Raw genomic sequence first — 13,426 nt, forward strand, 5'->3', positions numbered from 1 at the left:
CCGTCCGGCGCCGGCCCAGGCACCAGGGGTTGCCGAGGGCCATGGCCGTGACGAGGAGATTGCCGCCCTGATCCCACCCGTCGGCGTAGGTCCGACGGTCCCGTTCGAGCCGTGGGCGACGGACGACTGGGACACTGTCCCCCTGCATGCCACGCTCCTGGAACGCCAGGGCCGCGTCGACGAGGCGGCAGCACTGCTCAGGAGATACGTGAGCGTCGACGGCATGGTGTTCGCCGGGCACGCCCAGCAACTCGCGGCTCTTCTGGCCCGGTATGGACGCGAGGCGGAGCTGCGCGCTTGGCTCGACGAGGACGGGGAGGAGTACGCCCGGACCGCGCTCGCCCGCTTGCTGGAGGAACGGGGCCGGACTGAGGAGGCGGTTGCCCTGCTGAAGCAGTACAGCAGCGAGGGGAATTCCCATGCGGCATTCGAACTTGCCGAACTCTTCGCGCGCCATGGCCACCACTGCGAGGCGATCGAGGTGCTACGCGGGGCCGTGGAGACCGCCGGCGGGGATGCCGACTGGATCATCCATCTGCTCGGCCGCGTCTTCGTCGAGGCCGACCGTGCAGACGAAGCTCTGGCGTACCTGGACGACTACTTCGCCAGGCGTGGTGGTCACCCCGAAGAACATGCCGATGCCCGTGCTCAGGTTCTCAAGCTGCGCAGCCGCTGCGAAGAGGCCGACGCCGAACATTCTCCGCCGGCTGTCTCTGCCGAAGACTTCATGCACTTCGGGACGTCGGGCGGTGTGATCGCGGAGGCCGAACGTCTGGTGTGCCAGGGTGAGCCGGAGAAGGCGATCGCACACCTGCGAGATCATCTGGACGGGACGAGGCGACTGCGCGCCGAGGATCTCTGAGGTCTGGCTCTCCGGTGCTCCCGCTGACTGTCATTGTGATCCAGAGGCGTCGACGCTGTTGGTGATACGCGTGTGAGAGGGCACGAACTCCCGTCGGCTTGTGCCGACGGGGTTCTGCGTGTGGCGATGGGCCGCACCGGGCGGTGTTCCACGACACGACGAAGCCCCGTCATGCTCTTGGCGGGGCTTCGTCGTGTGCGGCACGGGAGCAGCTCTGGGCTCCCTGTTCGTCACCCGCTGTGCTTTGCCGTACTGCCCTGCGGCTAGTTTATGTGCAGGACAGGTACGCAGGCCCGTGGTGGCAGAGGTGCACGGGGGACGGGAGGTCGGGAAGAGTGTCGCTGCGCGGGGGTGATCCAGCCGAGATCGGGGGCTATCCGCTTGAGGCGCGGCTCGGCTCGGGTGGCATGGGCACGGTCTTTCTGGCCCGTACGAGTTCGGGGCGACCTGTCGCGATCAAACTGATCCACCAGCAGTTCGCGGGGGACGACGAGTTCCGCATCCGTTTCCGGCAGGAGGTGGCGGCGGCGAGGCGGGTGAGCGGCGCGTTCACCGCCGCCGTGGTCGACGCTGCCCCTGAGGCCGAGCAGCCGTGGATGGCGACGACCTATATCGAGGGGCACACGCTCGCCCAGCGCATCGCCACGAAGGGCCCGTTGAACGGAGCGGAGCTGAGGAGGCTTGCCATCGGGCTGGCGGAGGCGCTGCGCGACATCCACCGGGTGGGGGTCGTCCACCGTGACCTGAAGCCCTCGAACGTCGTGCTCTCGCCCGAGGGCCCGCGCGTCATCGACTTCGGCATTTCGCGCGCCATGGACCAGCAGACGCTGACGATGACTGGGCGGGTCATCGGCACGCCGCCCTTCATGTCGCCGGAGCAGTTGCAGGCGCCGCGTGGTGTGGGGCCGCGGTCCGATGTCTTCTCGCTGGGGACGCTGCTGGTGTACTCGGCGACGGGCCACGGGCCCTTCGACGCGGACAGCCCATACATGACGGCGTATCAGGTGGTGCACGAGGAGCCGTCGCTGGGTGCCGTGCCGGTGGCTTTGCGCGCGGTCGTCGAGTCGTGCCTGGACAAGGAGCCCAAGGGGCGCCCCTCGGCGGACGAACTCCTCGTGCTGCTGCGGGACCTGCCGGCCGACCTCGGTGCGACCGACGCGAACGGGGTTGGCGTGGGCTGCACCCGCGACGTGATCACCCAGCATCATCTCGCGACGCGGGCCACCCCGGCGCCGACTGCCCCGACCACCGCCCCGGCCGGTCCCGACACAGGGAGCACTGGCACCCCCATCGGCCGCCGTCTGCGTCGCCGATGGCGTCCTGTGCTCGCGGCCGCGGTCGCGGTGGCAGCGATCGGCGGGGGAGTCGCCGCACTGAAGGCGGGCGGCTTTGGGGGGAACAGCGGCGGCGACAAGGGCAACAGCGTTGCGGTGCCGGGTGCCGCACTTCCGGACGGCTTCGAGCCGTGGCGCAAGACCGTGCAGGGCGGTCGCGAGGACATCCCCGACGAGCTGCGTTGCGTCGCGCGCCGCGACGCGCTGTTCTGCGGGGGCGGCGGTGTTGTCGCGACCCGTATCAGGATCCTGGACGGCTCGCGGGTGTGGACGGCGAAGAGCCCGGGCGTCCCCGTCCAGGGCATGCACCTGGTGGGCGCCACCGACGACACGGTGCTCGGTTACCGCTTCGCCGCCCAGGACGCCCCGCAGGACCCTCCCAGCGAGGTGGTGGCCATCGACGCGAACAACGGCCGGGAGCTGTGGTCCGTGCCGTCCGGCGCCCAGTCGACGGCCGTCACGGGTCGGACTCAGGACGCCATTGTGGTCGGCTCCGCCGTCGTGACGGTCGACGCTTCCAACTCCCGCTTCGAGGCCCGGGACGCGCACAGCGGTGAGGTCACCTGGACGACGTCGTTCCCCGCGGGTACGCAGTGCGCTCCCGTCCCGGCGGGCACACAGCTCTTCGCGATGTGTGCGACGAATGCGGAGGTGGATGCCTCAGAGGTGCGTCACCCCGCCCTGTACACGGTCGACCGCGCCTCGGGGATACTGGGCAGGCCCATCGCGGTTAACGGCCCCGCCGTGCCGATGGGCGTCGCCAACGGCAGGCTCGTACTCCTTCAGGGACACATGGAGGGAACGGCGCTGGCCGGCTACGACGGGGTGGCGCTGGTCGACCCGGCCTCGCGGAAGGTCACGTACTCCCGACTGGCCAAGACATACGCGGGGACGCCCGGCATGGCGGACGGCACCGTCTACGTGAGCGGGCAGACCGGTCTCGTCACAGCGCTCGACCCCGCGACCGGCCGGAAGAAGTGGTCGCGGCAGACAAGCGTGGAGGGTGCGTCGGGTCCCGTTGCGGGAGCCGGCGCGCTGTATTTCAGCTCGGCCACCGGCCGGGTGGTCGCGCTGTCGCCGTACGATGGCAAACCCCTGTGGACAACAGACCCGCAGGCCGATGGTTTGACGGGCGAGCAGGGCGCAAGCCCGCGCGTGACCGTTGCGGGGCGTGCGGTGATCGTGGCCGCGGCCAAGAACACTCTCTTCGCCTTCGACGCGCAGAAGCCGCCGAAGTCGGGCTGACCCGGGCGGCACCGGACGCCGGGCGCTTTCCTTGCCGTGCGGACACCTCAGCGGCGCACTCGGTCGCCTGCGCGGCCGGCGACGAGGTGCCCTTCCACCTTCCACGGACCCACCTGGATGAGGTCGGTGTCGAGGCTCATCTCAGACAGCCGGACCACGGAGTGGGTGACCTGCTTGGGGGAGTCGGCGGCGATGATCACTTGCCGGGGGGCGCCGGAGCAGCTCCGGGCTCCACTCCCCGTCCACGTGGTCGAGCAGGCGTTGCTTGCACGCGTCGATGTCGAGATCCTGCCCCCTGCGCGACAGGAAGTCGCGGTGTGCCTGGGCCAGCGTGCCGAGGTCGAACCGGGCACCAGAGCGGCGTAGGTGATCGCCTGGCGGTGCAGAAGCGGCACGACACGGTCTTCCCGTGGGGCACGTTTACAGTGAACGTGTTCGGCTGCCTGATCCTGGGCCTGTTGTCGGGAGCCGTGCCGGCCGCGCGTCGTCGCAAGTGCAACTGTTGCTCGGTACTGGGCTGTGCGGGGCGTTGACGACGTACTCGACGTTCTCGTACGAGACGCCGCGGCTGGCGGAGGGCGGGGCGAGGTTCTTCGCCACCGCCAACGTCGTCGCCAGTGTGGTGGCGGGGCTGGGGGCGGCGTTCGTCGGGGTGTCGTTCGCGGAGGCGATGTGGGCGTGAACCGGCCGGTGTCCGAGGGGCGCGAGACGGCGCGGCCGGCACGTATGGGGCCGTGGCGGTTCGTGGTCTGGTTCGGCACGGTCAGCCTGCTCGCGGACGTCGTGTACGAGGGCGCCCGCTCGATCACCGGGCCGCTATTGGCCTCGCTGGGAGCGTCCTCCCTGGTCGTCGGGGTGGTCACCGGTGCGGGAGAGGCGGCGGCGCTGGGGCTGCGGCTGGTCTCCGGGCCGATGGCGGACCGGACGCGCCGTTTCTGGGGCCTGGCGATCGCCGGGTACGCCCTGACGGTTGTCTCGGTGCCGCTGCTGGGCGTGGCCGGGGTGCTGTGGGCCGCTGGTGTGCTGGTGATCGCCGAGCGGGTCGGGAAGGCGGTGCGCTCGCCCGCGAAGGACACGCTCCTTTCGCACGCCACCGCTGCGACCGGGCGAGGCCGGGGCTTCGCTGTCCATGAGGCCCTGGACCAGGTCGGCGCCATTGCCGGCCCACTGCTGGTGGCGGGCGTGCTTGCGCTGACCGGGAACGACTATGGCCCCGCGCTCGGCGTGCTCGCCGCCCCTGGCATCGCCGTACTGCTGCTGCTGTTCTGGCTGCGCGCCCGGGTGGCTGATCCTGAAGCCTACGAGCGCGAGGTAACCGCCGCAGCGCTCACGCCTGCGACGCCGGAGACGCGGCACGGGCGGCTGCCGAGGACGTTTTGGACCTACGCCGGCTTCACTGCGGCCACCACGACCGGGTTCGCCACCTTCGGTGTGCTCTCCTACCACCTGGTCCAGCGGCATCTGCTGACCGCCGCTTGGGTGCCGGTGCTGTACGCGGCCGCGATGGCCGTGGACGCGGTCGCGGCACTGGCCACGGGCTGGCTCTACGACCGGATCGGCCCGCGTGTGCTGGTCGCTCTGCCGGTGCTGACCGCGGGTGTGGTGGCACTGGCGTTCACCGACACGGTCGCGATCGCGGTCGCTGGGTCGTTGGTGTGGGGCGCGGCCATGGGCATCCAGGAGTCCACCCTGCGGGCGACGGTCGCGGACCTGGTGCCCAGCGGGCGGCGGGCGACCGCCTACGGCCTGTTCGCGGGCATGGTCGGTGCGGCGAGTCTGGCCGGCGGTGCACTGACGGGCGGGCTGTACGGCTGCTCGATCCCGGTGCTGATCACGGTGGTCGTCGCCATCCAGGTCCTCGCCGTGGTGTTGCTGGCCGTCACCAGAGTCGATCGGCGCTGAGAGGCCGGCGGAACCCGTCACCGTCACCGGGTCGGGCCGTACGGCAGGAACGGATCGGCTGCCGCGTCGTCACACCGGTCCGCCGTAGATCCCCCACATCCGCCAAGGGGCGAACAAATGCCCAATAACGTACGGTGTGATGAACGCAGCAAGCCGGGCTCGCCGTGACGGAAGCGGCTGCGCAGCGCGTGGTAGCCCCGGCTCGTCCAGGCCGGGAGAAGAAGCATGACGATACGCGTCCGGCAGCAGCCCAGGAGCCGCCGCTGCACAGCCCTGCGCACCGGGGTCCCGCTGGTCACTCTCGCGCTCGCGGTCACAGGCTGCGGTGCATCGGTCCCGCCCGGGGCAATAGCCGACTCCCCCCGATCCCTCGCTGCCAGCCACGGCACACGAGACCCGGGTGCCGCCAGTGCATTGCTGAGCCATACCAGCACTGATGCTGCCCCGGCCACCGCGAGTACCGCCCCGTCGGCACCTGCCGCCACCTGCACCGACCAATACCTGTCCGGCATGACCACTGCTCAACGGGTCGGACAGCTTTTCATGGGGGGAATCTCCGCGGCCCACCCCGATCAAGCTCAGCTGCGCACTCTGCGCGACAACCATGTGGGGTCAGTCATGCTGACCGGCCGCAGTGCCGCCGGTACGACGGCGACCAGAAAGCTCGTCGACGGTTTCCGAGGCCAAGCGGATCGGGTCGCCGACCGGCGGGTCGGCCTCCTGGTCGCGACCGATCAGGAGGGCGGCCGGGTGCAGGTGCTCAACGGGCCCGGCTTCTCGGCCATGCCCAGCGGCCTGACCCAGGGCAGCTGGCCGACCGCGACGCTGCGTACCCAGGCCGCCGGATGGGCCAAGCAGCTCAAGGCTGCCGGGGTCAACCTGAACCTGGCACCGGTCGCCGACGTGGTCCCGGCCGCTCTGGGCACCCGCAACATCCCCATCGGTTCCTTCCAGCGCGAGTACGGCCATACCGCGGACACCGTGACCTCCCACACCGGCGCCTTCGCCGCCGGCTTCGCGCAGTCGGGCGTACTGACCTCGCTCAAGCACTTTCCCGGGCTGGGCCAGGTGATCGGCAACACCGACACCACCGCCAACGTCGTGGACTCGGTGACGACCGCCGGCAGTTCCAGCCTCACGCCGTTCCGGGCCGGGATCCGGGCCGGGTCACCTTTCGTGATGGTCTCGTCGGCCACCTACACCAAGATCGACGCCAAGCACCTGGCGGCCTTCTCGCCGACGGTCATCGATCACCTGCTGCGCAGCCAACTCGGCTTCAAGGGAGTGGTCATCTCGGATGACCTCGGGAACGCGGTCGCGGTACGGTCCTTCAGCCCTGCCCAGCGGGCCGTGAACTTCATCGCGGCCGGGGGAGACATGATCCTCACGGTGCGGCCGAGCACCGTACCCGCGATGACACAGGCCGTCCAGACCCGGATGCGGCAGGACGCCTCGTTCCGGGCCAAGGTCAACGACAGCGTGCGGCGGATACTCGATGCCAAGCGCAACGCGGGCCTGCTCGACTGCCGCTGAGGCTTTGAAGCAACAGCACGGTGCGAAGCGCTGTGTGCATCCACCCGGGATCAATGGCCACGCCCACAGCGCGTTCCATCCCTGATCTTGCGTGGGTATCCCCGGCTTCAGCCGGGGAGGGAAACGCATCCTTGGTCCGGAGGCGCGAAGCGCCGGAGTTCGCTGTGCCTGGGGGATGGTCAGGCAGGCCGCTTCTGCCCTTCGATGTACTGGCGGATCACGGTCAGCGGTGCTCCGCCGCAGGATCCCGCGAAGTAGGAGCGGGACCAGAACACCGATCCCATGCCGATCCGGTTGATTCGCCCGGTGTACTCCGCTCGCAGGTACCTGGAGCTGACGCCCTTGAGGCTGTTGATCAGCTTCGACAGGGCGACCTTCGGCGGGTAGTGCACCAGCAGGTGCACATGGTCGGCTTCGCCGTTGAACTCCCGCAGCTCCGCCTCGAACGTGCCGCAGACCTCGCGCATGATCTCCTCGCACCGCTTCAACATGTCGTCATCGAACACGCCGCGCCGGTACCTGGTGACGAACACCAAGTGGGCATGGAGGTGGGAGACGACGTGGCGACCGGTACGAATATCGGGGTTTGGTTCCCATCGTGGTGACACACGCCAAGCGTAGTATGATCTCCGAAGCGGGCCAGGAAGGGGGTGGGCCGGATGATCCGTGCGTACAAGTTCCTCATGCGGCCCACCGTGGGCCAGCAGGGCGCGCTCGCCGAGATGCTGCGTGACCACTGCTCGCTCTACAACGGCGCGTTGCAAGAACGCCGCGATGCCTACCGGCACAGCTCGAAGACGACGGTCCGGTACGGGCAGCAGTCCGCCCAGCTCAAGGACATCCGGGACTTCGACCCGGAACGCCAGGGCCGTTGGTCGTTCTCTTCTCAGCAGGCGACGTTGCGACGGCTGGACAAGGCGTTCACCGGTTTCTTCCGTCGGGTCAAGGCCGCAGAGGCACCGGGGTATCCGCGCTTTCGTTCGGCCAAGCGGTTCGACACCGTGGACTTCCCGAAGGACGGCGACGGCTGCCGCTGGGATGCCACCCCGCACGACCCCGTCACCCGCATCCGCCTCCAGGGCGTCGGACACGTCAAGGTGCACCAGCACCGGCCGGTGGCCGGGAAGGTCAAGACGATCAGCGTCAAGCGCGAAGGTCGGCGCTGGTACGTCATCCTCACCGCCGACCAGGAACAGCCCGAGCCCCTACCGGCGACCGGCAGCATGGTCGGCATCGACCTGGGCATAGCGAACTTCCTCGCCGACTCCCACGGCGAGTTCGTACCCAACCCCCGGCACGGGGCGAAGGCCGCCGCGAAACTCGAAGCCGCGCAGCAGGCCCTCGCCCGGTGCAAGCGCGGCTCGAAGCGCCGACGCAAGGCCGTGGAGGTTGTGGCGCGGCTGCACCGCAAGGTCCGCCGTCAGCGCCTGGACCACGCGCACAAGACCGCGCTGAACCTGGTGCGTGACCACGATTTCATCGCGCACGAAGACCTCAGGATCCGCAACATGAGCAAGGTCCCGGCTCCGAAGCCGGACCCCGCCACGCCGGGCAGCTTCCTGCCCAACGGGGCCGTCGCCAAGGCCGGGCTGAACCGTTCGATCGCTGATGCCGGATGGGGGGTGTTCCTGACGATCCTCACCGCCAAGGCAGAATGCGCCGGACGGGAAGTGATGGCCGTGGCCCCCCGCAACACCTCCCGGCGGTGCCCCGTATGCGGGCACACCGCCAAGGAGAACCGGCCCACACAACAGAAGTTCCGCTGCGTCTCGTGCGGCCACCAGGCACACGCGGACACGGTGGGCGCCCTGAACGTTCTACGGGCCGGGCTGGTCCGTCGCGAAGCCCAACCGGCATAGCGAGAAGCCCCCACCTTCAGGTGGGGGAGGAGTCAGTACGCCCGACATGGGCAGCAGCTAAAGGGTGAAAGTCCCGACGAGAAGAGGTGAGACTAACTCGCTAGCCGAACGGCAAGGGCGTCATCGCGAGGTGGGGTCCGAAGGAAGCCGGAGGCAAAACCGGGTACCGATGTACAAGAACCGCATTTGAGGCTAGGCGTCTTGGGCAAGGTGGCTGACTGCATCGAAGCCCGTTCTCACCAAGAAAGACGCAGAGTATATGCGGCGGCGATCCGGGGAAAGTTGCTGTTCTTATTCGGGGAGGTCTGCCCGGGTGTCACCTGTAACGGTGTGTCGGCCGGGATTGTGACGACCGATGCCAGCAATGGCACTGGTTTGCCGGACAGAAGTCAGCAGAGGTCATAGTACCGAGACGGGAAGGCAGTAGGCCGACAAGGACTCGGGAAGGGCCGAACGTTTAGCGGATTGGAAGAAGGGTGTCTGCTCGCGCAGGTCACGATGACCGCCGTAAATCTGCCCCGGCAGACCCTGGGGTGACGGGGTCGGTGCATACGACCGCCCAGCCCAAGGGGCGCAGTGACCAGCCGGCGCTACACGCGGACAACAATCACCGCGAGGTCTCCCTCTGGGAGACGGTGTTCTCGAAGGAGAACCTTCTCGCGGCGCTCAGGCGCGTCGAAGCAAACCGGGGTGCCCCCGGCGTTGATGGGATGACGACGGATGAACTCCGGCCATGGATCGCCCAGAACTGGCCCAAGGTATGGGCTGAGCTCGATGCGGGGACATATAAGCCCGCTCCTGTCCGTCGGGTGACCATCCCTAAGCCGAATGGTGGGGAGCGGATGCTAGGTGTCCCACGGGTGCTGGATCGCTTGATCCAGCAGGCAATTGCGCAGGCCCTCGTGCCCGTCTTCGATCCCCACTTCTCTGGGGCGTCGTTCGGGTTCCGACCAGGGCGTTCGGCCCACCAAGCCGTAAGGGTTGGTCGCCGGGCCGTCCAGGACAGAAACCGTTGGGCCGTGGACCTGGACCTCGACAAGTTCTTCGACCGAATGAATCACGATGCGCTTATGGCGCGGGTGGCTCGCCGGGTGAGGGACAGAAAGGTCCTGAAGTTGATTCGGCGGTACCTGGAAGCCGGGATTATGAGCGACGGCGTGATGGTGAGGAACGAGGAAGGGACCCCGCAGGGTTCCCCTTTGTCCCCGTTGCTGTCGAACATCATGCTGGACGACCTTGACCGCGAACTCTTCAAACGCGGACACCGGTTCGTGAGGTACGCGGACGATGTGATGATTTTCGTCCGGTCCGAGCGAGCGGCGCAGCGGACCCTCGCCTCGGTCACGGCCTTCATTGAGAAGACCTTGAAACTGAGGGTGAATCGTGAGAAGTCGAAGGCGTGCCCCATCTGGTGGACGTCACTCCTGGGATTCGGGTACTACCTCGCCAAAGGGCAGGTGAAGATCCGGGTGGACCGGAAGGCCGTGAGACGGCTAAAGTCCACCGTTCGGCGAGTCACCTCCCGGACGTGGGGCGTATCGATGGCCCACAGGATGGACAAACTCAACCGTTTCTCGGTCGGCTGGGTGGCCTACTTCAGTCTCTCCGACAGCCTTCGGGTTTTCGAGGAGATTGATCACTGGACCCGCCGCAGGCTACGGCAGGCCCAGTGGGTGCAGTGGAAGACCAGTCAGCGCAAGAACTCCATGCTCCAGAAGCTCGGTTACGAATTTGGAGACCAGGAGCAAGGCGTTGCAGTGCAACGCAAGCGATACTGGCGGGCCTCCCACCTGAAACCACTGGAAATCGCTATGAATAAAGCCTATTGGGATGCGCAGGGCTACAAGTCGTTCAAGGGCTCGTGGTCCCGCCTGAAGCTCGCCTGAGATCAGCTGGACGAACCGCCGGATGCGGGCCCGCATGTCCGGTGGTGTGGGGGGCGGGCCGGGCAAACCGGCCCGCCTACCCGATCGAGAGCGAAGGACTCGGCGCACAGGGTCCCCATGTGGAAGGCGACCATTCCTGACCGGTGCCTCCCTCGGCGCCCTTGTCGCCGCGGCAAGCGACACGCCCCCAGCGTTGCCGATCTGGTGTCTGTTGTCCGTTCTCGGTCGAAGTGTCAAAGTTTTCCACCTGGTTGCTGTGCCCAGGCTTCAGCCCGGGACCTGCGAGTGAACGCCTTGAGCCAGGGGGGCTTCATGGCGGTTGAGCCGACGGAGACCGCAAGGCGCATTCAGGCAGCCGCTGCGGATTGGACAGCCCTTGGTAGTGGGCGCCGCCGGTTGCACCGACCGGGCGACTTCCCATCCTGTCGCCCCGACTCTGCTTTCGGCAGGTCGGAGGTGGGCCGGTCACTCATCCGTGAGAGGGGGGCCTTCCGTGCGGCCGGGGCTGCTGCAGCCGGGCCGCGAGCTCCCCCGGCAGGACGTCCCGGTTTGCCGGAGTGAGCTGGACGACTTCGATGTCGGCGCGCCGCTTGAGGGCGTCGGTGAACGGATCGCGGTGCGTGTGGACCGTGGCGACGACGTCGACCTCTGCGACGAACAGCGCGTCGACCGCGTGCCGGAACGCCGTGCACGCCAGTTCCATCCGCCCCAGCTCGTCGATGAGCACCAGCCGCCCTGTAGCCTCCTTGGCTGCTGCCGTCCGAAGCGACGGCAGCGCCAGTCGTTCCATGACGTCCAGGTCGACGCCGTATTTCCCTACCCGTGGCGGACCGGGCAGGTCGACATGGGCGAGTACCTCCCGCCGGCCTGTCAGAGTCTCCAGGGCGAATCCGACGCGGGCGCCGGATTGCCGGATCTCCTCGGTGGTGAAGCCGGTGGCCGCGTGGGTGGGCAGCAGCGCGGCCAGCCGACGGAGGGCGGTCGTCTTGCCCACGCCAGGGTGGCTCTCGAGCAGGATCCTTGTCGGCACAGTGCCATCTTCACCCCCGCTTCCGGGGGCGGCCCGGGTGAGCTCGGCCGAACGGGGGATTTGGGGGTGCGGACCGGTGCCGGTGCCGCCGTTGCGGGTATGGCGGCGCGCATGAGCGGAATTGAACTCAGCAGCACCGCGTTCGACGACAAAACGGTGATCCCCCGTAGGTACAGCGGGGAGGGTGAGAACATCTCACCACCCCTGACCTGGTCGGGGGTGCCCCACGAGACCACGGAGCTGGTGCTCCTGTGCGAGGACCCGGACGCGCCGGGGACGACCTTCCTGCACTGGCTGGTGACCGGCATCGATCCGGGGACCACCGGCGCGGCGGAGGGCCAGAAGCCCCACGGGGGCCTGCCGTGGCCCAACGGCTTCGGCCGCGTGGGCTGGGGAGGGCCGATGCCTCCACCGGGGCATGGGCCGCACCGCTACTTCTTCCGCCTGTACGCCCTGTCCGAGCCGCTGCCGCTGCACGACCACCCGGGTGCCGAGGACGTGCACCGTGCCCTGAAGGGCAGGGAGCTGGCCTCCGGCACCCTGGTCGGGACCTATCAGCGCTGAGCGCGTCACCGTTGGTCGTAGCCATGGGCGCCGTACAGCCGGACGAACCGGGCCGCGGTGACCGTCCTGCGTTGCACCAGGCCGCGGGCCCGGCCGCTCGTACAGCTCGACGCGCTCCTGCCCGCCCTGCCCGATCGGCTGGACGAGCGGGCCACCGGTGCGGAGCTGATCCACGAGCGGCTCAGACACTCGCGGCAAGGCCGCGCAGACGATGACGGCGTCGTACGGGGCACGGGTCGGCATCCCGAGGGTCCCGTCGCCGAGTACGACCTCGGCATTGCCGACGCCCTGCCCGGCCAGCCGCAGGCGGGCCTCGTCGACCGGGTCGGGCCGGCGCTCGACGGTGCCGACGTACGCGGCCAAGCGGGGCGGCAGCGCGGTCTGCCAGCCGTATCCGGTCCCGACCTCCAGAACCTGTTCGTCTCCGGTGAGGCCGAGAGCGGAGCCCAACATGGCGATCGGCGAGGGCTGGGTGGTCACCTGCCCGTGGGGGAGGGGAACGGGGTTGCCCCGGTACGCGGATGCCACCTCGCCCGCGGGGACGAATTCCGCCCGGGGGATGCCCCGTACGGCCGCCAGGAGACGGTTGTCGTCACGCCCACGGTGTGGGCCGCGCGGACCAGGTCCTCGGGGTTCCCTTCATGGGCCACCGGACCGCGGGGCCGTGGCGGTGGCGCCGGCGGCCTCGGTCGTGGTGCGTTCCGGTCTGACCACGATTCCCTTCGACGTCGGCCTGTTGCTGATCTCGGCCGTACTGTCCAGCGGCACCAGGACGTCGGTCTCCGGGCAGGAGGCGGCGGCGCAGCCGGGTGCGGTCGGTGGGCGACCAGCCGGAAGTCCTCCGCGCGGCGCTCGGTGCCGTCCGTCCAGAAACTCACGGGGTCCACCCGTTCGCCGTCGGAGATCCCGGGCGTGGTGAGGTCCGCCGGCCTCACGAGTACGACGCGCCGGGTGCCTTGCACGCCGCGACAGCGGTCGTTGTCCGTGGACGAAACGGTGATCCACCGGTCGTCGGAGCGCAGGGTCTGCAACAGCAGATGCCCTGGGGCGCCCGCAGCATGGCGTAGGAAGCGATGAAGGCACGGTCGAGCACGGTGCCCTCGGCGGCGTCCTCGGTCTCCGGCAGCAGCCGGTTCAGCGCCTGGAACAGGGCGAGGTCACCGCCGAGCCGGATCTGGAGGATGGCGTCGGCGAGCACGGACCCGTGGCCG

The 13,426-nt window shown here is 68.9% G+C and carries 11 protein-coding genes and 3 pseudogenes; 8 read left to right on the top strand and 6 right to left on the bottom strand.

Translation table 11 applies throughout. The features are described 5' to 3' along the window. Nucleotides 1-208: 208 nt before the first annotated feature. Nucleotides 209-862, top strand: a complete 654-nt coding sequence (locus OG395_RS42950) for a hypothetical protein (RefSeq protein WP_327247743.1) — start codon at nt 209-211, stop codon at nt 860-862. A gap of 335 nt (nt 863-1,197) precedes the next feature. Next, nucleotides 1,198-3,441, top strand: coding sequence for a serine/threonine-protein kinase (locus tag OG395_RS42955; RefSeq protein WP_327247744.1), 2,244 nt, complete (start codon nt 1,198-1,200; stop codon nt 3,439-3,441). 47 nt (nt 3,442-3,488) lie between these two features. On the opposite strand, the gene OG395_RS42960 is transcribed toward OG395_RS42955, so the two are convergent. Next, the gene (locus tag OG395_RS42960) at nt 3,489-3,641 is read right to left on the bottom strand and encodes a hypothetical protein (protein WP_327247745.1); all 153 of its coding nucleotides are present in this window, start codon (nt 3,639-3,641) and stop codon (nt 3,489-3,491) included. Nucleotides 3,642-3,758: 117 nt separating this feature from the next. On the opposite strand from OG395_RS42960, the pseudogene OG395_RS42965 reads away from it, so the two are divergent. From OG395_RS42965 to OG395_RS42975, 3 genes and pseudogenes are all read left to right on the top strand, one after another. After that, nucleotides 3,759-4,123, top strand: a pseudogene (locus OG395_RS42965) (fluoride efflux transporter FluC). Further along, nucleotides 4,120-5,343, top strand: a complete 1,224-nt coding sequence (locus tag OG395_RS42970; protein WP_327247746.1) for an MFS transporter — start codon at nt 4,120-4,122, stop codon at nt 5,341-5,343. Before OG395_RS42965 ends, OG395_RS42970 begins: the two are co-directional and overlap by 4 nt. 510 nt (nt 5,344-5,853) lie before the next feature. Then, on the top strand, nt 5,854-6,876 hold the full coding sequence (locus tag OG395_RS42975) for a glycoside hydrolase family 3 N-terminal domain-containing protein (RefSeq protein ID WP_327247747.1): 1,023 nt from the start codon (nt 5,854-5,856) through the stop codon (nt 6,874-6,876). 179 nt (nt 6,877-7,055) lie between these two features. On the opposite strand, the gene tnpA is transcribed toward OG395_RS42975, so the two are convergent. Next, nucleotides 7,056-7,484: an IS200/IS605 family transposase gene (tnpA, locus tag OG395_RS42980; protein ID WP_327242549.1), complete on the bottom strand. Its 429-nt coding sequence runs from the start codon at nt 7,482-7,484 to the stop codon at nt 7,056-7,058. Nucleotides 7,485-7,535: 51 nt separating this feature from the next. Here tnpA and OG395_RS42985 point away from each other — a divergent pair, with 51 nt between their 5' ends. Together OG395_RS42985 and ltrA are read left to right on the top strand one after the other, a co-directional pair. Then, the gene (locus tag OG395_RS42985; protein WP_327247748.1) at nt 7,536-8,735 is read left to right on the top strand and encodes an RNA-guided endonuclease InsQ/TnpB family protein; all 1,200 of its coding nucleotides are present in this window, start codon (nt 7,536-7,538) and stop codon (nt 8,733-8,735) included. 545 nt (nt 8,736-9,280) lie between these two features. Beyond that, nucleotides 9,281-10,621 carry a group II intron reverse transcriptase/maturase gene (gene ltrA / locus OG395_RS42990; protein WP_327241363.1) on the top strand — a complete coding sequence of 447 codons (1,341 nt, stop codon included), beginning with the start codon at nt 9,281-9,283 and terminating at the stop codon, nt 10,619-10,621. A 469-nt stretch (nt 10,622-11,090) separates the two neighbouring features. Here ltrA and OG395_RS42995 read toward each other — a convergent pair whose 3' ends face one another. Continuing rightward, nucleotides 11,091-11,651, bottom strand: a complete 561-nt coding sequence (locus tag OG395_RS42995) for a nucleoside-triphosphatase (protein ID WP_327247749.1) — start codon at nt 11,649-11,651, stop codon at nt 11,091-11,093. A 111-nt stretch (nt 11,652-11,762) separates the two neighbouring features. Between OG395_RS42995 and OG395_RS43000 the strand changes: the two genes are divergently transcribed. Next, nucleotides 11,763-12,215 (top strand): YbhB/YbcL family Raf kinase inhibitor-like protein, encoded by a 453-nt coding sequence (locus OG395_RS43000; RefSeq protein ID WP_327247750.1) that lies wholly within the window; start codon nt 11,763-11,765, stop codon nt 12,213-12,215. A gap of 153 nt (nt 12,216-12,368) precedes the next feature. On the opposite strand, the pseudogene OG395_RS43005 reads toward OG395_RS43000, so the two are convergent. The 3 genes and pseudogenes from OG395_RS43005 to OG395_RS43015 form a co-directional block, all read right to left on the bottom strand. Further along, nucleotides 12,369-12,794: pseudogene (locus tag OG395_RS43005) on the bottom strand (protein-L-isoaspartate O-methyltransferase family protein); the annotation flags it as partial. 60 nt (nt 12,795-12,854) lie between these two features. After that, nucleotides 12,855-13,258: pseudogene (locus OG395_RS43010) on the bottom strand (hypothetical protein); the annotation flags it as partial. Beyond that, nucleotides 13,147-13,413: a hypothetical protein gene (locus OG395_RS43015; RefSeq protein ID WP_327247751.1), complete on the bottom strand. Its 267-nt coding sequence runs from the start codon at nt 13,411-13,413 to the stop codon at nt 13,147-13,149. The pseudogene OG395_RS43010 and the gene OG395_RS43015, both read right to left, overlap by 112 nt. Nucleotides 13,414-13,426 lie beyond the last annotated feature (13 nt).

This window comes from Streptomyces sp. NBC_01320, from assembly GCF_035974375.1.
GTDB classification, from domain to species: Bacteria; Actinomycetota; Actinomycetes; order Streptomycetales; family Streptomycetaceae; genus Streptomyces; species Streptomyces yanii.